This is a genomic window from Azospirillum sp. A29, from assembly GCF_042604625.1.
Lineage (GTDB): Bacteria > Pseudomonadota > Alphaproteobacteria > Azospirillales > Azospirillaceae > Azospirillum > Azospirillum palustre.
Map to the genome: position 1 here is coordinate 340997 of NZ_CP170463.1, position 19712 is coordinate 360708.

Genomic DNA, 19712 nt, shown 5'->3' on the forward strand with positions numbered 1-19712 from the left:
GGCCGGCCGATCTGGCGTCAGCGTTGTATGACCGGCCACGCCTCTCCTTCTTATACATATTTGGGTATGATGAAGATGCGGTGGTGAGTTGCCGTCGAGGGAGCGATCCAAAAGAACATTCCTGGCGTAGAACGATACATGCGAGGCCCCGGAACTGAGGATCGTCCAGAAGATGACCGTCGAGCTGACAGATGTGCAGGCGAAGAGACTTTCCACCTTCTCATCACCCACGACGATTTGAACCGGCTAAGGGGCAACCGGGAGTTCGCGGAGCAGCGTCTTCCCGCACTGCTGACCGAATGGCACCGGCATTTCGATGCATGGCCGGAAATCCAGGCGGCGCTGCAACGTCCCGACGTGCATGCCGCCCGTCTGGATCATTGGACGCGGGCCGTATCCGGTCGGATCGATGCCGGCTTCGCCGACTCCGCGAAACGGCTGGCGACGCTTTTCTATAAGAACGGCGTCCCGGCTTATGCGGTGTCGATCTGCCATTACATCGTCAGTTCCAACCTCGCCCGCGAACTCGGCCTCACCGGTGGCGACGAGGGGCTGAGGGCCGGCCTGTTCGGCGCGGCGGCCCGCCGCAACCGGACGGCACAGCTGGAGACGCTGAACAAGATCGCGTGGTTCGACATCGAACTGCTGCTGGAGACCTATCGCGTGGCGGAGGAGGAGAGCAAGCGCACCACCCTCGACCGGCTGGCCGGCACTTTCGAAGACAGCGTGAAGAGCATCGTGGAGGGTACGGTCGCCGCCTCCAACCAGATGCAGGCCCATGCCCAGCGCATGTCGCAGATCGCCACCAGCACCAGCCGCCGCTCCGCCGATGTCGCGTCGGAGACGGAATTCGCCTCGTCCAGCATGCAGACGGTGGCCGCGGCGACCGAACAGCTTGCCAGTTCCATCACCGACATCAGCCGGCACGTCAACGAATCCTCCCGCATCTCCACCTCCGCCGTCGGTGAGGCGGAACGGACCAAGGAAACCGTCAGCGGTCTGGTGGAAGCGGCCCAGCGCATCGGCGACGTGGTCAACCTGATCAACAACATCGCCAGCCAGACCAACCTGCTGGCACTGAACGCCACCATCGAGGCGGCACGGGCGGGAGAAGCGGGCAAGGGCTTCGCCGTCGTCGCCAACGAGGTGAAGAGCCTCGCCAACCAGACCGCCAAGGCGACGGAGGACATCTCCAGCCAGATCGCCGGCATGCAGAATGCCGCGGGCCAGGCCGCCGACGCGATCCATGCCGTGGGCCGCACCATCGTCCACATCAACGAGATCGTCACCACGGTCGCCGCGACGGTGGAGCAGCAGACCGCCGCGACGCAGGAGATCACCCGAAACGTGCAGGAGGTCGCGGTCGGCACCCGCCGGGTCACCGGTTCCATCGGCGAGGTCACGCAATCCTCGTCGGAGACCGGCGGCATCGCGCAGGAGGTGCTGGCCGCTGCCGGACTTCTGCACCGGCAGGCGGACGAGCTGAACCGGGGCGTCGGCGATTTCCTGACCAGCATCCGCGCCGCCCGCTGATCCGCCGATCCGCCGTGCATGGCTGCCGCGCCCCTTCGCCCGCTGGACGGACGGGGGCGGCGGCGGGCAGCATGGGCGGTCGCAAATCATTCGTGCAGGTATGGGTTCGTGGTCAGCGCAAGGGATGGCAGCGGGAACGGCCCCGGGAATGGCGACGGATCGTGGCTCCGCCCGCGGACGGTCGCGCAATGGGCTGGGCTGCTCGCCCTGTCCGCGGCGGCGACGCTGGGTCTCGATGCGGTCGGACTGCCGGCGGCCTGGCTGATCGGACCGATGATCGGCGCCATCGCGCTGGGCGTCGGCGGCGCCACCATCCGCGTTCCGGGCTCGGGCTTCACCATGGCGCAGGCGATCATCGGCTGCCTCGTCGCCCATGCCGTCACCTCGTCGATCCTGCTGTCCATCGCACAGAACTGGCCGCTGATGCTGGGAACCGTCGGGCTGACGGTGCTGGTCAGCGGCATCGTCGGCTGGCTGTTCGTCCGCTACGGCAGCCTGCCCGGCACCACCGCGGCCTGGGGCGTGTCGCCGGGTGCCGCCTCCGCCATGGTCGCCATGGCCGGCGATTATGGCGCGGACGTCCGGCTGGTCGCCGTGATGCAATATCTGCGCGTCGTGCTGGTGGTGCTCGACGCCTCGCTGGTGACGCATGCGCTGACCGCCGGTTCGCAGGGCTCCGCCATCCCGGTGGCCCCGGTGGAGGCGCTGGACTTGCGCGGGCTGGCGGCGACGCTGCTGGTCGCTGCGGCGGGCGGCTGGATCGGCCACCGTTTCCGCATTCCCTCCGGTGCCCTTCTGGTGCCGATGGTGCTGGGCGCGCTGGTACAGACCGGTGCGGGTGTGATTCTGCAACTGCCGCATGCGCTGCTGACCATCACCTACACCGTCATCGGCTGGAGCATCGGTCTGCGCTTCACCCGCGAGGTGCTGAGCCACGCCCTGCGTGCCGTGCCGCAGATGCTGCTGTCGACCGGGCTGATGATCGCCCTGTGCAGCCTGTCGGCCTGGGTGCTGGTCACGCTGCTCCCGACCGACCCGCTGACCGCCTTCCTCGCCACCAGCCCCGGAGGGCTCGATTCGGTGGTGGTGATCGCGCTGGGCAGCGGGGTGGATCTGCCGCTGGTGCTGGCCCTGCAAACCCTGCGGCTTTTCGTGGTGGTGCTGTCGGGGCCGCCGCTGGCCCGCCTGATCGCACGCTACGCCTGACGGTTGCGCGGCGCCATTGCGGCCCGGCGTCCGGCGGACGTATCCTTGACACCCCCCTTTCATGACCGATCCCGGAGTGCCCCGGCAATGACCGACCGTCCCCACCGTCCCCACCGTCCCGAAACCATCGCCGCCGGTGCCCTGGGCTTTGAGGATGCGGCCAGCGGCGCGGTCATCCCGCCGATCCACCCGTCCACCACCTATGTCCGGGATCCCGACAACGGCTATGGCCGCGGCCGGGTCTATGCCCGCGCCGACAACCCAACCTTCGACATTCCGGCCAGGACCATCACCGAACTGGAGAAGGGAGCCGACACGCTGCTGTTCGCTTCCGGCATGGCGGCGGCGACCGCGGTGTTCCAGGCGCTGGACCCCGGCGACCATGTGATTGTGCCCGATGTGATGTACTGGGCCTTCCGCAACTGGGTCCATGGCCCCGCCACACGCTGGGGCCTGAAGGTCGAGGGCGTCGACACTAGTAACACCGACGCCGTGCGCGCCGCACTCCGTCCCGGTCAGACGCGGCTGGTGTGGGTGGAAACCCCGGCCAACCCGCTGTGGACCGTCACCGACATCGCCGCGGTGGCCGAACTCGCGCATGAGGCGGGCGCCTGGCTGGCGGTGGACAGCACGGTCGCCACCCCGGTGCTGACCCGTCCGCTGGAACTGGGCGCCGACATCGTCATGCATTCGGCGACCAAGTATCTCAACGGCCATTCCGACGTCGTCGCCGGTACCCTGACCGCCGCCCGCAAGGACGAGTTTTGGGCCCGGATCAAGGCGGTGCAGACCCAGCAGGGCGGCATCCTCGGCAGTTTCGAGGCATGGCTGCTGCAGCGTGGCCTGCGCACCCTGTTCGCCCGCGTCCGCTGGCAGAGCGACGCCGCCATGGCCCTGGCGGAGCGGCTGTCCGCCCATCCTCGGGTGGCCGAGGTGCTCTATCCCGGCCTGCCCGGCTTCCCCGGCCATGGCATCGCATCGCGCCAGATGAGCGGCGGTTATGGCGGCATGCTGTCCATCCGCGTGAAGGGCGGCACCCAGGCGGCCATCGACACCGCGGCCCGCGTCGAAATCTGGCGCCGCGCAACTTCGCTCGGCGGGGTGGAGAGCCTGATCGAGCATCGCGCCAGCATCGAAGGGCCGAGTTCCCCGGCGCCGGGCGACCTGCTGCGCCTGTCGGTCGGGCTGGAGTCGCCGGACGATCTCTATGAGGATTTGTCGCAGGCGCTTGGACAGGGCTGAGGACCGTCCATATCCCGCCGCCCGCAGGACAGGGCGGCGGGACATATCGACGCAGCACGGCGGAGCTTGCGCATTTCCGAGTACCCCCAACGCGGATAGGGCTTGACAGTGAGAATAATTCGCGACGTTATTCGCTGAGAATCAGTCGCACTTGCTGTCATTACCGACCACCGACGTTCGAGGAGACCTCCATGTCGAAGCGCGCTGCCGGCTTCGCCGCCGTAGCCGTCGTTGCCCTGCTGCCGTACGGTGCCCAGGCTGCCGGTCCGGCCTACAAGGACGTGGCGAAGAACTACGCCGACATCGCCCATGCCGCCTATGAGGACGCCACCAACGGCGCCAAGGCGCTGAAGAAGGCGGTGGACGCCCTGGTCGCCAATCCGACCGAGGACAATCTGGCGAAGGCGCGCGACGCCTGGAAGGCCGCCCGCGTTCCGTACATGCAGACGGAAGCCTTCCGCTTCGGCAACCCGATCGTCGACGAATGGGAAGGCAAGGTGAACGCCTGGCCGCTGGACGAGGGCCTGATCGATTATGTCGACGAGGGCTATGCCGGCGGCGAGAGCAACCCCTACGCCAAGGCGAACGTCATCGCCAACCCGAAGATCACGGCCGGCGGCAAGACCATCAACGCCTCCAAGATCACCAAGGACCTGCTGACCGACAAGCTGCACGGCGCCGGCAAGGTCGAGGCGAACGTCGCCACCGGCTACCACGCCATCGAATTCCTGCTGTGGGGCCAGGATTTGCACGGCACTGGTCCGGGGGCGGGCGAGCGCAAGGCCACCGACTACGGCAAGGGCAAGGACTGCACCAACGGCCATTGCGATCGCCGCGTCCAGTATCTGAAGGTCGCCACCCAGATGCTGGTCGACGATCTGTCGGAAATGACCGCCGATTGGGCCGCCAAGGGCAAGGCCCGCGCCTCCATCGCCAAGGCGCCGGAGAGCGAAGGAGTCGGCCGCATGCTGACCGGCCTGGGTTCGCTGAGCTATGGCGAGCTGGCGGGCGAACGCATGAAGCTCGGCCTCATGCTGCACGATCCGGAAGAGGAGCATGACTGCTTCTCCGACAACACCCACAACTCGCACTATTACGACGAAGTCGGCATGGTGAACGTCTACAACGGCAGCTACAAGCGCACCGACGGCAAGACCGTTTCGGGTGCCTCGCTGTCGCAGCTGGTCGCCGCCAAGTCCGCCGATGCCGACGCCGCGGTCAAGACCGCCCTGGCCAACACCATGAAGGCGATGCAGGCGATCAAGGACACCGCCGACAGCGGCAAGATGGCCTACGACCAGATGATCGCCGCCGACAACGACGAGGGCAACAAGCTGGTGTCCGCCGGCATCGACGGCCTCGTCGCCCAGAAGAAGGCGCTGGAAGGCGCTGTCGCCGCGCTCGGCGTCTCGGTCGAGGTCAAGGGCTCCGACAGCCTCGACGACCCGTCCAAGGTCGGCAAGTAAGCACGCCTGCCCGGCTCCGGTCCCGCGCCCTCCCGCGCAGGACCGTTTCCCCCGAGCTTCCCTTCCGGGCCGACCCGGCGGGGGATGGCGAAGGGACCGGAGCCGGCCTTTTCCTGCCTGAAGTTTTTGGACCGCCGTCATGCCGCATCGCCCCGCCTCCGCCCTGTCCCGTCGCACCCTCCTGCGCGCCGGGGGTGCCGCCATCGCGGCGACGGCGCTGGGCGGAACCGGCCTTGCCGCCCCCGATGCCGGTGGGCCGAAAGCCGGTCTCGCTGGCCCGACGCCGGTCACCGCCGCGGGCGAACTGGTCGAGGTCGATCTGGTCGCCAAGCAGCGGATGCTGCGCATCCTGCCGGAACCGGCCGGGCCGTCGCCGCTGATCACCTATGCCGACAGCTTTCCCGGCCCGATCATCCGCATGCGCAAGGGCCAGCGGCTGCGCGCCACCCTGGTGAACGGGCTGGACGAGCACACCTCGATCCACTGGCACGGCATCCGCCTGCCGAATCTGGAAGACGGCGTGCCCTACCTGACCCAGCCGCCGACCAGGCCGGGTGAGCGCCACGTCTATGAATTCACCCCGCCCGATGCCGGGTCCTTCTTCTTCCATCCCCACTGCAACACAGTGGAGCTGCTGGGCCGCGGCCTTGCCGGCGTGCTGATCGTCGAGGAGCCGGACGCGCCGAAGGTCGATGCCGACGTCGTCTGCCTAGTCAAGGACTGGCAGTTGGACAAGACCGGCACGTTCGGCACCTTCATGACCGATCGCGGTGCTTCCCGCGCCGGCACCTTCGGCAGCGTGTCGACCGTCAACGGCGCCATCGAGCCGGTGATCGAGGTCCCCGCCAATGGCGACATCCGCGCCCGCCTCTACAACATCGACAGCACCCGCGTGGTCGATCTGCGGGTGGAGGGGGCCGAGGCCTGGATCGTCGCGGTCGACGGCAACCCGCTGCCGCCCCGCCCGCTGGACGGCTGGCCGATGGGGCCGGCCATGCGCATCGACGTGCTGTTCCGGGCACCCGCCAAGGCCGGCCAGACCCTGCGGCTGACCAACGTCTATTCGGCAGAGCCCCGGCCGCTCGCCACCTTCCGCGCCGTCGGACCGAGCCTGCCCAACAAGCGCTTCAAGCCGCGCGCCCTGCCCGCCTCCGCCATTCCGGAACCGGATTTAAAGGACGCGCCGATCATCCCGATGGCCTTCTCCGCTACCGCGGTGGCACAGAGCTTCGACGCGGCGGCTCTGCCCGGCCTGCCCTATGCCGATGCGCTGTGCCTGTCGGCGAAGACTTTCTGGGCGATCAACCAGCAGAGCTGGCCGGAGGGCGGGCATGAACGCCTGCCGCCGCCGCTGGTCACGCTGGAGAAGGGCCGGAGCTACATTTTCGAGCTGGCCAACCTGACGCCGCACCTGCACCCGATCCACATCCACGGCTACACCTTCAAGGTGCTGTCCTCCGATGCCCGCAAGGTGGTGCCCCACCATGCCGACACGGTGCTGCTGGAGCCGAAGGAGCGGCTGCGCGTCGCCATCAAGGCCGACAATCCCGGCGACTGGATGTTCCACTGCCACATAATCGAACATCAGGACACCGGCATGATGGGATACATCCGCGTTGCCTGATTTTATCAATTTCCGCAACGTCATTGCCGCTGCGCTGCTTCTCGCCGCTCCGGCCGCTCACGCTGCCGACAGCCTCGACAACCGCATCGGCGAGGCGCTGTTCCGCCGCATGTGGGTGGCGGCGCCCACCGCGACGCAGGCGGCGGACGGGCTCGGTCCGCTCTACAACGCACGCTCCTGCGCCACCTGCCATCCGCGTGGTGCCGGCGGCCGACCGCCCGATCCGGCGGTGAAGGACGACCAGGGCGTCGGTTATGCGATCAAGCTGAACGCCGATCCGGTCTATGGCCGGCAGATCAGTCCAACGCCATTCCGGGCCAGCTGGTCGAAGGCCGCCCCCGCGTCACCTACCGCGAGGAGACGGTCCGCTTCCCCGACGGCGAGACCGTCCGGCTGCGCCACCCGACGCCGGTGGTCGAGGATCTCGGCTATGGCCCACTGGCCGAAGCGACGGTGATGTCCGCCCGCGTGCCTCCGCGCGTTCACGGTATGGGCCTGCTCGACCGCATCCCGGCCGACGCCATCGAAGCCGAGGCCGCCAGACAGGCGGCCTCCGGCGGTCCGGCCGCCGGGCGGGTGAATTACGTGACGGTGGATGGCAAGCGGCAGGTCGGCCGTTTCGGCTGGAAGGCGATGCACCCCACCCTGGACCATCAGGATGCGGAAGCCTTCAGCCTCGACATCGGTATGTCGACCCCGGCCTTCCCGGAGCCCTGGGGTGACTGCACCCCGGCACAGACCGTCTGCCGCAATGCGCCGCACGGCGATTCCAAGCAGTTCGAGGGGCTCGACATCCCCAGCACCGTCATCGGCCTGATCGACGGCTACCTGCGCGACCTGCCGCCCGACGGCAGCCTGGAGGCGCCGAAGGACAAGGCCGGCACCGCTCTGTTCGCCGACACCGGCTGCGCCGCCTGCCACCGTCCGTCCTGGCGCACGGGGGAGGATGCCGGGCATCCGTCGCTGTCCAACCGCGACATCTTCCCGCACAGCGACATGCTTCTCCACGATCTCGGCCCCGGGCTGGGCGACCGGCTGCCGATGGGCGAGGCGAACGGGTCGGACTGGCGCACCACGCCGCTGTGGGGCCTGAACCGGCTGGCGGCCATGGATGGGCAGCTGTCGCTTCTGCATGACGGGCGCGCCCGCAGCGTCACCGAAGCGATTCTGTGGCACGGCGGCGAGGCGGAAGCGGCGAAGGACCGCTTCAAGTCTCTGCCGGGCGCGGACCGGAAACGTCTGGTGCGTTACGTGCTGGGTTTGTAAAGGAAGGGCGGGGGTTCGCTCCACGTCAAAGGCAGAAGGGATTGATCGTATGCGACGCCGCATAGTGCTGGGACTGATGTCGGCCGCCGCCGCCGTGGCGGCCCTGCTGCCGCGGACGCCGGCCTTCGCCGCCCGCCAGTCGGACAAGGATGCCGCCTTCCTGGGCGGCATGGTTCGCACCCATGCCCTGCCCCGCTTCGATGCGCTGGTGGCAGCGGCCACCGCCTATGCCGATACGCTCGACCGCTTCGCCGCCGGCCCCACCGCCGCCGGGCTTGAGGAGGCGCGCGCCGCCCACTTCAAGGTTACCGACGGTTGGGCCGCCGTGCAGCACCTGCGCCCCGGTCCGCTGACCATGAATCTGCGGGCCGACCGCATGTCGTTCTGGCCGGAGCGGCCGGGCGTGGTCCAGCGCCAGATCGGCCAGATCCTGCGCGACCATGACCCCAAGCTGCTGGAGCCCGGCGCGCTGGCCCGCCAGAGTGCGGCCGTCCAGGGGCTGACCGTGCTGGAGCGGCTGCTGTTCGACGAGGGCGTCACCGCCGACAGCTTCACCGGCAGCGATGCCAAGCTGTACCGCGCCAAACTCGCCGCCGCTGCCGCCCGCAACGTCGCCGCCATCGCCACCGATGCGCGCGACGGGTGGAAGGAGCTGGAGGCGCCGCTCGCCGCCGGGCAGGCGACCGTGCTCGGACCGACCGCGTCCGAAGCCGTCAACACGCTCTATGCCTCCGCCATCACCGCGATGCAGGTGGTGATCGACCAGAAGTTGATGGCCCCACTCGGCGCGAGCATCGAGGACGCCAAGCCGACGGTGGTGGAGGCGCTGCGCAGCGGCCGGTCGCTGCGCAATGTCGTGCTGAACCTGGAGGGGCTGCGCGCCCTGCTGATGGGCGAGCATGGCGGTCCGGGCTTCGTCTGGCTGCTGCCCGCCAACGACGACGGCGCCACCGCCAAGCAGGCCATCGATGAGAGTTTCGCCGCCGCGATCAGCACGGTGGAGGCGGTCCCCGGCCCGCTGAACAAGGCGGTCACCGACCCCGCCACCCGCAAGAAGACCGAAAGCGCGCTGCGGCTGGTCAAGGCGGCGCGGGTTGAGATGCTGGGCACGCTGGCGCCGCTGCTGGACATCACGCTGGGCTTCAACGAACTGGACGGAGACTGACGATGGCGGTCGACCGCAGGAACATCCTGAGCCTGCTGGCCGGGCGGGTCTTCGGGGGACGTGTGCTGTCGGGCGCCGGCCTGTCGGGTGGACTGCTGGCCGTGCTGACGGGCAAGGTCCATGCCGCCGATGCCGGCACGCTCTACCTCAACGCCTATGCCACTGCCGGGGCGGAGCCGAGCTTCGGCGTCGCGGCGCTCGACCGGACCGGCAAGGTGCTGTTCACCACCGCCACCCCCGGCCGCGCCCATGGCATCATGCCCCGGCCCGGCATGGCAGAGGCCGCCGTCTTCGCCCGCCGGCCCGGCCGCTGGTTCCAGACCCTGTCGCTGGCCGACGGCACCCCCGGCCCGGTGGTGCGCGCGCCGGATGACCGCCGCTTCACCGGCCATGGCGACTATTCCGCCGACGGACGCACCCTCTTCGTCGCCGAGGACGATGTGCCGCGCGAAGAGGGTGCCATCGGCGTCTATGACGCCACCGACAATTACCGCCGCATCGGCGCCATCCCGACCCATGGGCTGGGGCCGCACGAACTGATCCTGATGCGCGACGGCACGACCCTGGCGGTCGCCAACGGCGGCGTCATCACCCACCCCGACACCGGCCGCGCCAAGCTGAACCTCGACAGCATGGACAGCTCGCTGACCTATGTCGAGGCGGCGACGGGCAAGCTGCTCGACAAGGTGCGGCTGCCGGAAGAGCACGCGAATCTCGGCATGCGCCACATCGCCCTGCTCGACGATGGCGGGATTGCCTTCGGTGTGCAGGATGAGCGGCCCATCGGCATGCTTCAGCCGCTGACCGGCGCCCACCGTCCCGGTGGCGGCGCGATCCGCCTGTTCGACACGCCGGAAGATGTGCTGTCGCGCATGCAGGGCTATATCGGCAGCGTCGCGTCGGACGGCAGAACCGTGGCCGCCAGCTCGCCGATGGGCGGAATCATCGGGCTGTGGGATGCGGCAAGCGGGGCATGGCTGGGCTCCACCGCGCTGGCCGACGGCTGCGGTCTGGCACCGAACGGCGACGGCTATCTGGCGACCAGCGGGCTCGGCGTCATCGAGCCGGTCTCGGCGAGCGCCGAGGCGGGACCGGAGCGCAAGGCGCCGGCCTTCCGGTGGGACAACCACCTGACGCGGCGGGTGGCTTAAGGGAAGGCGTCGAAGCAGGGGGTGTCTTGCCCCCTGCCCGTTCGGCATCTCACCCCAGCAGCGCCGCTGCATGGTGGCGCAGATGGTCCTCGATGAAGGTGCTGATGAAGAAATAGCTGTGGTCGTAGCCCGGCTGCATCCGCAGCGTCACCGGGTGACCGACCGCCTCCGCCGCGGCGACCAGCATCTCCGGCTTCAGCTGCGCCTCAAGGAAGCCGTCGCGGTCGCCCTGGTCGATCAGGATCGGCAGCCGTTCGCTGGCCGTCTCGATCAGGGCACAGGCGTCCCACTCCAGCCAGCGGTCGCGGTCGGGGCCCAGATAGCGGCCGAAGGCCTTCTCACCCCAGGGCACCGCGGCCGGGTTGACGATGGGGGCGAAGGCCGACACCGCCTTGTAGAAGCCCGGATGTTTCAGCGCGCAGACCAGCGCGCCATGCCCACCCATCGAATGGCCGGCGACCGACCGCCTGTTGGTGACCGGGTAATTCGCCTCGATCAGCGTCGGCAACTCCCGCGTCACATAATCGTGCATCCGGTAATGGCGCGCCCACGGTTCCTCGGTCGCATCGACGTAGAATCCGGAGCCGAGCCCGAAGTCCCAGGAATTGTCGGGGTCGCCGGGCACCCCCTCCCCGCGCGGGCTAGTGTCGGGGGCGACGATGGCGAGGCCAAGCTCCGCCGCGACGCGGAAGGCGCCGGCCTTCTGGGTGAAGTTCTCGTCGGTGCAGGTCAGTCCCGACAGCCAGTAGAAGACCGGCACCGCGGCGCCGGACTCCACCTGAGGCGGCAGGAAGATCGCGAAGGTCATCTCGCAATCCACCGCCGCGGACTGGTGCCGCACCCGCTTCAACCGGCCGCCGAAGACGCGGGTTTCCGACAGGGTGGTGAGGGGATCGGTCATGGAAACGCCCTTTGAAAAACGATGGCCGGAGGGCTCCCTCCCCCGCTCCCGGCAAAGGGAGCGAGGGAAAGAGCCACCGTCGCCTCACTGGTTGTACAGGATGACCGAGCGGATGCTCTTGCCCTCATGCATCAGGTCGAAGGCGTGGTTGATGTCCTCCAGACCCATGGTGTGGGTGATGAAGGTATCCAGCTCGAACTCGCCGCGCAGGTAGCGCTCCACATATTCCGGCAGCTCCGACCGGCCCTTGACGCCGCCGAAGGCGGAACCGCGCCAGACGCGGCCGGTGACCAGCTGGAACGGACGGGTGGCGATCTCCTCGCCGGCGCCGGCGACGCCGATGATGACCGACTCGCCCCAGCCCTTTGGCAGCATTCCAGCGCGGCCCGCATCACCTTGACGTTGCCGATGCACTCGAAGCTGTAGTCGACGCCGCCGTCGGTCATCTCGACCAGCACTTCCTGGATCGGGCGGTCGAAATCCATCGGATTGACGACGTCGGTGGCGCCGAGCTGCTTGGCGATCTCGAATTTCGACGGGTTGACATCGATGCCGATGATGCGGCTGGCCTTCGCCATGGTGGCGCCGATGATGGCCGACAGGCCGATGCCGCCCAGACCGAAGATGGCGACGGTCGAGCCCGGCTCCACCTTCGCGGTGTTCATCACCGCCCCCATGCCGGTGGTGACGCCGCAGCCCAGCAGGCAGACCTTCTCGAGCGGCGCCGCCTTGTTGATCTTGGCGAGCGCGATCTCCGGCAGGACCGTGTATTCGGAGAAGGTCGAGGTGCCCATGTAGTGGGCGATCTCCTTGCCCTTCAGCGAGAAACGGCTGGTGCCGTCCGGCATCAGGCCCTTGCCCTGGGTGGCGCGGATCGCCTGGCACAGGTTGGTCTTGCCGGACAGGCAGAATTTGCACTTGCCGCATTCCGGCGTGTAGAGCGGGATGACGTGGTCCCCGACCGCCACCGACGTGACGCCGGGACCGACCTCCACCACCACGCCGCCGCCCTCATGGCCGAGGATACAGGGGAACACGCCTTCGGAATCCTTGCCCGACAGGGTGTAGGCGTCGGTGTGGCAGACACCGGTGGCGACGATGCGGACCATCACCTCGCCGGCCTTGGGGGCCGCGACCTCGACCTCTTCGATCTCCAGCGGACGGTTGGCTTCCCAGGCGACGGCGGCGCGCGACAGAACCATGTGGGTTTCCTTCCCCAAGTCGGATTGGTCCCGAGAACGGGTTTGCCCCGCAGGCGGGTTTGCCAATGAGGATTGGCATTTGATTTCCGCAGTGTAGACCGCGACCGGTCATTGCCAGAACGGCGATTTCGGGAATAGATTTTTGCCGTATGGGGATAATGGCCGGATGGCCCTGGGAGAATGACCGTGAGCGGCTGGGACGGCATCGACGAATTCGTGGCGGTGGCCGAAACCGGCAGCTTTTCCCGCGCGGCGGAGCGGCTGCGCGTCTCCTCCTCCCACGTCAGCCGCAGCGTGGCGCGGCTGGAGGACCGGCTTCAGGCCCGCCTGTTCTACCGCACCACCCGCAAGGTCAGCCTGACCGAGAGCGGGCGTGCCTTCCTGGCCCGCTGCCGGCGGCTGGCGGAGCAGCGCGACGACGCTTTCCTGGCGGTGGGGGCCTTGCAGGGGGGCAGCGACAGCGATGTGAAGGGCGTGCTGCGCATGACCTGCGCCACCGCCTATGGTGAGCAGTTCGTCATGCCGCTGATCAACGACCTGATGGAGCGCCATCCGCAGCTGAGCATCGAGGTGGAACTGACCAACCGGCAGCTCGATCTGGTGCAGGAGGGGTACGATCTGGCGATCCGTCTCGGCCGCCTCAGCGAATCGAGCCTGGTGGCGACGCGCATCGCCCCCCGCGTGATGCATCTGTGCGCCGCCCCGTCCTATCTGGAACGCCACGGCAGTCCGGACAGCCTGACCAGCCTCAGCTCCCACCAGTGCCTGACCGGCACCTCCGACCACTGGCTGTTCGACGACAACGGCCAGGACTGGCTGTTCCGTCCGCGGGGCCGCTGGCGCTGCAACAGCGGCTTCTCGGTGCTGGACGCGGCACTGCGCGGGTTCGGGCTGTGCCAGTTGCCGGACTATTATGTGCGCGATCCGGTGGCGGAGGGACGGCTGGTTTCCCTGCTGGATCGCCACCGGCCGCCCAACACGGCGGTGTGGGCGGTCTATCCGCAGAAGCGGCACGTGCCGGCGAAGGTGCACGCGGCGATCCGGCACCTGAAGGACGGGCTGGCGCGGCGGCAGGAATACCGGTGACCGCTCTCAGCCTTGATGGCGCAGATAGGCGCGCGGGTCGCAGTCCTCCCCCAGCGCCATGGCGCGGGCGCGGTGGATATGCTGCATCAGCACGTCGCGGAACTCCTGCGCCGGCAGGTCACTCCATTCCGGCGTCTCGTTGGCGAAGGTCATCTGCGCGGCGGTCGCCTCGAACAGGCGCAGCCACTCATCCGCCTTGCTGGCCGGATCCTCGTCCTTGCGGAACATCTCCGCCATCATCTTGGTCATCAGCGTGCCAAGGGCCAGCAGGTTCACATGCAGCAGCATGTTGCCCAGCATCACATCGGGCTTTTCGTCGAGCATGGATCGGTCACTCCGGGCGATGTCTTGACCGATCCCACGGGCGGCGCGGCGAAAGCTGGCGCGGATTCTTTGGATAGATAAAAAAGAAACGCCCCTCCCCGCGGAAGCGGAGAGGGGCCAGTTTCGGGAGGACGCCCGAGAGGAAAGGGACAAGGGTCAGGCGTGCGCGCCGGCCTGCCGGGCCGCCGGCTTCGGCGCCGCGGCGGCGGCGGAGACCGGCTTCTTCAGGATGCGCAGGGCGACGGCGGTCACCACCGTGCCGACCACCAGGGCCACCACATAGCCGAGCAGATGCGTCACCGCGTTGGGGATCGGCAGGACGAAGACGCCGCCATGGGGCACCTTCAGCTCCGCACCCACGGCCATCGACATCGCACCGGTCACGCACCGCCGAGCATCAGCGCCGGGATGACGCGCAGCGGATCGCGGGCGGCAAAGGGAATGGCGCCCTCGGTGATGAAGGCGATGCCCAGGACCGCGGCGGCGTTGCCGGCCTCGCGCTCCTCCGCGGTGAAGCGGTCGGCGAACAGCTTGGTGGCGAGCGCCAGACCCAGCGGCGGCACCATGCCGGCAGCCATGGCGGCGGCCATCGGCGAGTAGACCTGGGAGGCGATCAGGCCGGTGGAGAAGGCGTATGCCGCCTTGTTGACCGGACCGCCCATGTCGAAGGCCATCATCGCCCCGATCAGCAGGCCTAGCAGGATGGCGCTGCTGCCCTGCATGCCCTTCAGCCAGGCGCTCATCCAGGCCAGCGCCTCGGCGACCGGGGTGCCGACGACGTAGATCATCAGCAGGCCGGTCAGCAGCGAGCCCAGCAGCGGCAGGATCAGCACCGGCTTCAGCCCTTCCAGGTTGCGGTGCAGCTTGATGTGCCGATTCAGGAAGGCGGTGCCGTATCCGGCGATGAAGCCGGCGACGATGCCGCCGAGGAAGCCGGCACCGATGCTGCCGGCCAGCATGCCGCCGACCATGCCGGGAGCGATGCCGGGACGGTCGGCGATGGAATAGGCGATGTAGCCGGCCAGCGCCGGCACCATCAGGGCGAAGGCACCCTTGGCGCCGATCTGGAACAGGGCATAGCCCAGCGTGCCGGCGTTCGATTCCTCGTAGACGTAGATGCCGCCCAACGCGAAGGCCAGCGCGATCAGCAGACCGCCCGTCACCACGAAGGGCAGCATGAAGGACACGCCGGTCATCAAATGCTTGTAGGGGCCGGTGCGCTGGGCCGAGCGCTCGGCCTTGCCGGCGGCGACGGCATCGGCCAGCGGAACCGCACCGTCGGCGGCGCCATGGGTCTTCGCCTCGGCCAGGGCACGGTTGACCAGGGCCTTGCCGTCGTTGATGGCGGGCTTGGTTCCGCTGAGGAACACGCGCTTGCCGGCGAAGCGGGACAGGTCGATCTGGGTGTCGGCGGCGATCAGCACGACGTCCGCCTCGCGGATCTCCTCGTCGGTCAGGGTGTCGCGCGCGCCGACGGAGCCCTGGGTTTCCACCCGGACCTTATGGCCCAGCGCAGTCGCCGCCTGCTGGATGCCCTCGGCCGCCATGAAGGTGTGGGCGATGCCCGTCGGGCAGGAGGTGATGGCGACGATCCGGCGCGGACCGGCCCCCACGGGCGCAGCCGCGGCCGCAGCCGTGGAGGACGACGCCTTCTCCAGCACGGCGGCGGGATTGCCCAGCACCTCGTCGAGCGAGGCGGTGCTGCGCTTCACCGCGGCAAAGCGCCCGTCATCGAAGTCGCCGCTGCCGACCAGAATCAGCCCGTCGGCCGTGGACAAAGCGGCGGCGTCGAGCGGGGACTGGATGCCGAGGCTGGTGCGAAGCTCCACCTGGATGCGGTGGCCGGCCTTCGCCGCCGCCTTGCGCAGGGCCTCGGCCGCCAGAACGGCCTGGGTGGTAAGATCGCCCGCCGCGATCACGGCCAACAGGGTCGCCATTGTTTCCTCCTGGCGGGTTCGAGCCCGCGCCTGTCACTGCGTTGATTTCAGTCCGATACCGTCGGAAATCTCAGTCGATCGGGGTCAGGTTCACCTGGGCGGCGAGCGACCGCACCGTCGCCGGATCGGGCAGGTTGGGGCCGAAACAGCCGAGCTTGGCGGCGGCGAAGGCCACCGACAGCCGGGCGACATCCTCCAACCCGCCATCCTGCTGAAAGGCGGCGATCAGCCCGGCGACCATCGCGTCGCCCGCCCCGACGGTGCTGAGCGCCTGGACCGGCGGCAGCCGGCCGTGCAGGGCGCGGGCGCCATCGACGAATAGCGCGCCGTCGGCCCCCAGCGACACCACCACCACCGACACGCCGCGGCGATGCAGATCGCGGGCCGCATCGAGCAGGTCGGCGGTCGTCGGCAGCGGCCGGCCGGCCCAATCCTCCAGCTCGTGCCGGTTGGGCTTGATGCAATGGGGCAGCGCACCGGTGGAGGCCAGCGCCGCCGCCAGCGGCGCCCCGCTGCTGTCCAGCACGACGCGGGCACCGGCCGCCGCCAGATCGGCGGTCAGGGCGGGGTAGGCATCGGCGGGCAAGCCTTCCGGCAGGCTGCCGGCAAGAAGCACCGGCGTTCCCGGCTCCACCAGCCCCAGCACGGTCTCCCGCACGCGGTCGACGGCGCTCGCATCGGCGCTCAGGCCCGGCAGGTTGATGTCGGTCGTGTCGTTGGCCGCGAGGTCGGCGATCTTGATGTTGACGCGGGTTTCACCCGGCAAGCGGATGAAGGCATCGGCAATGCCCTTGGCCTGGAACAGCGCCTCGAAAGGCGCGGCGTTGCCGGCGCCGAGCAGGCCGGTGACGGTCACCGGTGTCCCCCAGTCTGCAAGGCAGCTGGCGACGTTCACGCCCTTGCCTCCGGCATTGTGGCGAACCGCCTTGGCCCGATGGACGCTGCCGGGCTTCAAAGCCTCGACCGTGATGGTCTGATCGATGGCCGGGTTCAGCGTGACGGTGACGACGGACCGGATCGTCTTCGGCTGACCGCTCATGACGCTTCCCCCTCCAGCGCCCGCACCTCGTCGGAGGATTCGCAGTCCAGCGCGCGCTGGGCCAGTGCCCGCAGCCCGGCGAGGTCGCTGTCGCGCAGCTTGTCCTTGACGCCGGGGATGTCGCGCGGGGTCATCGACAGCTCGCGTACGCCGAGACCGGCCAGCAACGCGGCGCCGAACGGGTCGCCGGCGATGCCGCCGCAGACGCCGACCCAGCGGCCGTGCTTCTCCGCCCCTTCGACCGTCAGGCGGATCAGGCGCAGCACCGACGGGTGCAGGCTGTCGGCCTCCGCCGCCAGTTCGGGGTGCTGGCGGTCGATGGCCAGCGCGTATTGCGTCAGGTCGTTGGTGCCGATGGAGAAGAAATCGACATGACGGGCCAGGACGTCGGCCTGGATGGCGGCGGCCGGCACCTCGACCATGATGCCCAGCGGCACCGCCGGGGCGTCCAGTTCCGCCCGGATGCGGTCGCAGACGGCGCGCAGCGTCTCGATCTCGCGCAGCGTGGTGATCATCGGGAACATGATCAGCAGCCCGCCGGGCTTCGCCCCCTTGGCGGCACGGTAGAGCGCGCGCAGCTGCGGCTCCAGCAGTTCGGGATGGCGCAGCAGTAGGCGGGCACCGCGCACGCCGAGGAAGGGATTCTCCTCATGCGGCAGCTGAAGGTGCGGCACCTGCTTGTCGCCGCCGATGTCGAGCGCGCGGACGATCAGCGGACGGCCGTCCAATGCCTCCAGCATGGCGCGGTAGGTCTGGTACTGCTCTTCCTCGCTCGGAGCATCGCCGCGCTCCAGGAAAAGGAACTCGGTGCGCATCAGGCCGACGCCCTCGCCGCCCTGCGACAGGGCCATCACCACCTGATCGGGGCGGTTGACGTTGGCGCCGATCTCCACCGTGTGGCCGTCGCGGGTGCGGGCGGGCAGGCTGCGCCGCTCCTCCTGCTGGGCCTTCCTGACGCGCTGCTCCTCGATCCAGCCATGGGCGGCGGCAATGTCGGCGTCGGAGGGGTCCAGATAGAGGCGGCCGGACTGGCCGTCGAGGATGGCGGTGGTGCCGTTGGCGAGCCCGGTCAGCGCGGCACCGCCCGCGACCATCGCCGGCAGGCCAAGCGTGCGCGCCAGGATGGCGGTGTGGGAGGTCGGGCCGCCCTGCGCCGTCGCCAGACCGATGACGCGGCCCATGTCGAGGGCGGCGGTGTCGGATGGCGACAGGTCGTCGGCAACCAGGATGCAGGGGGTGTCCGGCAGGTCGCGGATTGAGCCGCCGCGCAGTTCCGGATCGATGCGGGTCAGCACCCGGCGGCCGACATCGCGCAAATCGGCGGCGCGGCCGGCCAGCACCGGATTCGGGTTGGCGGCGAGCCTGGCGGCGCTGCGCTCCACCGCCTCGTTCCACGACCAGCCGGGACCGTGCCCTTCGACCATCAGCTGGCAGGCCAGCGTGATGACGTCGGTGTCGTTCAGCAGCTCCGCCTGGGCAGCGAAGATGCCGGCCTCGGCCGGTCCCAGCCGGCGGGCGGTGTCGTCGGCCAGCGCCTTCAGCTGCTGACGCGTCAGGTTCAGTGCCTCGTGCAGGCGGTTGCCCCCCTCCAGCAGCGGAGCCGGACGGTCGGGAACGGTCAGGTCGGCCTTCGGCATCACATGGACAGGGCCGATGGTCAGGCCCGGGCTGGCGCCGATGCCGGAAACCACGGGCATCTCGCGGCCGCCAATCGTGCCGGCGGCAGCCGGCGGCGTCCAGCCCTGGACCACGGCCTTCGCCTTGCGCGCCGCGGCGGCGGCATCCGCCTTTTCCCGCGCGCTGAGGCCGGTGATGGTGGCGCGCAGCCGGTTCAGCACCGCGCGGGCATCGGGCCCGTCGGTGGACACGGTGATGCGGTCGCCGGGACGGAGGCCCAGCTGCAGCAGCGCCACCAGCGTCTTGCCGTCGGCACTTTCCTCGCCATGGCGCACGCGGACCCGGCCGGACGCGGCACGGGCGCTCTCGACCCAGGCGGCTGCGGGGCGGGCATGCAGGCCGGTCGGATAATCGACCACCCAGTCGAAGTTCTCGGCGAGGTCGCCGACATCGGCGGCGGAGGGGACCGGCGATGCGGTCTCGTCGGTCAGCGCGACAACGAGGTCGGCGGGGTTGCCTGTGGTGAACAGGGCAGTCAGCCGCGCCTCGTCCTGCATCAGGCGGGTCAGGCGGCGCAGGATGGCGATGTGGGCGTCCGACTGGGCAGCGATGGCGACGACGAGCCGGGCGGTCTGCCCCTCGTTCCACACCACGCCGTCCGGCACCTGCAGGATCGCGATCCCGTTGCGGCGGACCAGATTGCGGTCGTCCACCATGCCGTGCGGGATGGCGACACCATGGCCGAGAAAGGTGTTCGCCACCGTTTCGCGCCGGATCATGCTGTCGGCGTAGGCGGGATCGATGCAGCCCGCGGCGATCAGCAGCTGCGCCGCCTCGCGGATCGCCGCCTCCTTGCCCGCCGGAGCGGCGCCGAGGCGGATCAGATCGGGGGGAAGGCTCAAGGGGTGCGTGTCGGTGAGCATGGCGACCGTATCCTCCGCGGGCTTTTGTTT

14 protein-coding genes and 2 pseudogenes are annotated in these 19712 nt (G+C 69.2%); 10 read left to right on the forward strand and 6 right to left on the reverse strand.

The genetic code is table 11. The features are described 5' to 3' along the window. Window positions 1-237 precede the first annotated feature (237 nt). The 9 genes from ABNQ38_RS10075 to ABNQ38_RS10115 all read left to right on the forward strand — a co-directional run bounded on the left by ABNQ38_RS10075 (window position 238) and on the right by ABNQ38_RS10115 (window position 10653). Window positions 238-1533 (forward strand): methyl-accepting chemotaxis protein, encoded by a 1296-nt coding sequence (locus ABNQ38_RS10075; protein ID WP_377807348.1) that lies wholly within the window; start codon window positions 238-240, stop codon window positions 1531-1533. Between the two features lie 108 nt (window positions 1534-1641). Further along, window positions 1642-2739: an AbrB family transcriptional regulator gene (locus tag ABNQ38_RS10080; RefSeq protein ID WP_377807349.1), complete on the forward strand. Its 1098-nt coding sequence runs from the start codon at window positions 1642-1644 to the stop codon at window positions 2737-2739. Window positions 2740-2826: 87 nt separating this feature from the next. Next, the gene (locus ABNQ38_RS10085; protein ID WP_377807350.1) at window positions 2827-3981 is read left to right on the forward strand and encodes a trans-sulfuration enzyme family protein; all 1155 of its coding nucleotides are present in this window, start codon (window positions 2827-2829) and stop codon (window positions 3979-3981) included. A gap of 191 nt (window positions 3982-4172) precedes the next feature. Next, window positions 4173-5447, forward strand: coding sequence for an imelysin family protein (locus ABNQ38_RS10090; RefSeq protein ID WP_377807351.1), 1275 nt, complete (start codon window positions 4173-4175; stop codon window positions 5445-5447). A 139-nt stretch (window positions 5448-5586) separates the two neighbouring features. Beyond that, a complete protein-coding gene (locus ABNQ38_RS10095) occupies window positions 5587-7071 on the forward strand; it encodes a multicopper oxidase family protein (protein ID WP_377807352.1) in 1485 nt (494 codons plus the stop codon). Then, window positions 7064-7528 (forward strand): di-heme oxidoredictase family protein, encoded by a 465-nt coding sequence (locus tag ABNQ38_RS10100; protein WP_377807353.1) that lies wholly within the window; start codon window positions 7064-7066, stop codon window positions 7526-7528. Before ABNQ38_RS10095 ends, ABNQ38_RS10100 begins: the two co-directional genes overlap by 8 nt. Then, complete coding sequence (locus ABNQ38_RS10105) at window positions 7465-8337, forward strand: di-heme oxidoredictase family protein (protein WP_377807411.1); 873 nt, start codon at window positions 7465-7467, stop codon at window positions 8335-8337. The genes ABNQ38_RS10100 and ABNQ38_RS10105 overlap by 64 nt, the downstream gene beginning before the upstream one ends. A gap of 49 nt (window positions 8338-8386) precedes the next feature. Continuing rightward, window positions 8387-9502: an imelysin family protein gene (locus ABNQ38_RS10110; RefSeq protein ID WP_377807354.1), complete on the forward strand. Its 1116-nt coding sequence runs from the start codon at window positions 8387-8389 to the stop codon at window positions 9500-9502. A 2-nt stretch (window positions 9503-9504) separates the two neighbouring features. Next, entirely contained in the window at window positions 9505-10653 is a 1149-nt protein-coding gene (locus ABNQ38_RS10115) for a DUF1513 domain-containing protein (protein ID WP_377807356.1), read from the forward strand. A 49-nt stretch (window positions 10654-10702) separates the two neighbouring features. Here the strand turns inward: ABNQ38_RS10115 and fghA are convergent, their stop codons facing one another. After that, window positions 10703-11554, reverse strand: coding sequence for an S-formylglutathione hydrolase (fghA, locus tag ABNQ38_RS10120; protein ID WP_377807357.1), 852 nt, complete (start codon window positions 11552-11554; stop codon window positions 10703-10705). 84 nt (window positions 11555-11638) lie between these two features. After that, window positions 11639-12756: pseudogene (locus tag ABNQ38_RS10125) on the reverse strand (S-(hydroxymethyl)glutathione dehydrogenase/class III alcohol dehydrogenase). Between the two features lie 180 nt (window positions 12757-12936). Between ABNQ38_RS10125 and ABNQ38_RS10130 the strand changes: the two are divergent. Beyond that, window positions 12937-13842, forward strand: a complete 906-nt coding sequence (locus ABNQ38_RS10130; protein ID WP_377807358.1) for a LysR substrate-binding domain-containing protein — start codon at window positions 12937-12939, stop codon at window positions 13840-13842. A gap of 6 nt (window positions 13843-13848) precedes the next feature. Here ABNQ38_RS10130 and ABNQ38_RS10135 read toward each other — a convergent pair whose 3' ends face one another. The 4 genes and pseudogenes from ABNQ38_RS10135 to ptsP form a co-directional block, all read right to left on the reverse strand. Further along, window positions 13849-14166: a hypothetical protein gene (locus ABNQ38_RS10135; protein ID WP_377807359.1), complete on the reverse strand. Its 318-nt coding sequence runs from the start codon at window positions 14164-14166 to the stop codon at window positions 13849-13851. A gap of 156 nt (window positions 14167-14322) precedes the next feature. Continuing rightward, window positions 14323-16103: pseudogene (locus tag ABNQ38_RS10140) on the reverse strand (fructose-specific PTS transporter subunit EIIC). A 70-nt stretch (window positions 16104-16173) separates the two neighbouring features. After that, entirely contained in the window at window positions 16174-17142 is a 969-nt protein-coding gene (gene pfkB, locus ABNQ38_RS10145; protein WP_377807360.1) for a 1-phosphofructokinase, read from the reverse strand. Further along, on the reverse strand, window positions 17139-19682 hold the full coding sequence (gene ptsP, locus ABNQ38_RS10150; protein WP_377807361.1) for a phosphoenolpyruvate--protein phosphotransferase: 2544 nt from the start codon (window positions 19680-19682) through the stop codon (window positions 17139-17141). The genes pfkB and ptsP overlap by 4 nt, the downstream gene beginning before the upstream one ends. Window positions 19683-19712 lie beyond the last annotated feature (30 nt).

What these genes read in the sequence shown, in the direction of transcription:
- ABNQ38_RS10110 (WP_377807354.1), top strand. Translation starts at nt 8,387, where the DNA reads ATGCGACGCCGCATAGTGCTGGGACTGATGTCGGCCGCCGCCGCCGTG.
- ABNQ38_RS10095 (WP_377807352.1), top strand. Translation starts at nt 5,587, where the DNA reads ATGCCGCATCGCCCCGCCTCCGCCCTGTCCCGTCGCACCCTCCTGCGC.
- ABNQ38_RS10085 (WP_377807350.1), top strand. Translation starts at nt 2,827, where the DNA reads ATGACCGACCGTCCCCACCGTCCCCACCGTCCCGAAACCATCGCCGCC.
- ptsP (WP_377807361.1), bottom strand. Translation starts at nt 19,682, where the DNA reads ATGCTCACCGACACGCACCCCTTGAGCCTTCCCCCCGATCTGATCCGC.
- pfkB (WP_377807360.1), bottom strand. Translation starts at nt 17,142, where the DNA reads ATGAGCGGTCAGCCGAAGACGATCCGGTCCGTCGTCACCGTCACGCTG.
- ABNQ38_RS10090 (WP_377807351.1), top strand. Translation starts at nt 4,173, where the DNA reads ATGTCGAAGCGCGCTGCCGGCTTCGCCGCCGTAGCCGTCGTTGCCCTG.
- fghA (WP_377807357.1), bottom strand. Translation starts at nt 11,554, where the DNA reads ATGACCGATCCCCTCACCACCCTGTCGGAAACCCGCGTCTTCGGCGGC.
- ABNQ38_RS10130 (WP_377807358.1), top strand. Translation starts at nt 12,937, where the DNA reads ATGACCGTGAGCGGCTGGGACGGCATCGACGAATTCGTGGCGGTGGCC.
- ABNQ38_RS10135 (WP_377807359.1), bottom strand. Translation starts at nt 14,166, where the DNA reads ATGCTCGACGAAAAGCCCGATGTGATGCTGGGCAACATGCTGCTGCAT.
- ABNQ38_RS10115 (WP_377807356.1), top strand. Translation starts at nt 9,505, where the DNA reads ATGGCGGTCGACCGCAGGAACATCCTGAGCCTGCTGGCCGGGCGGGTC.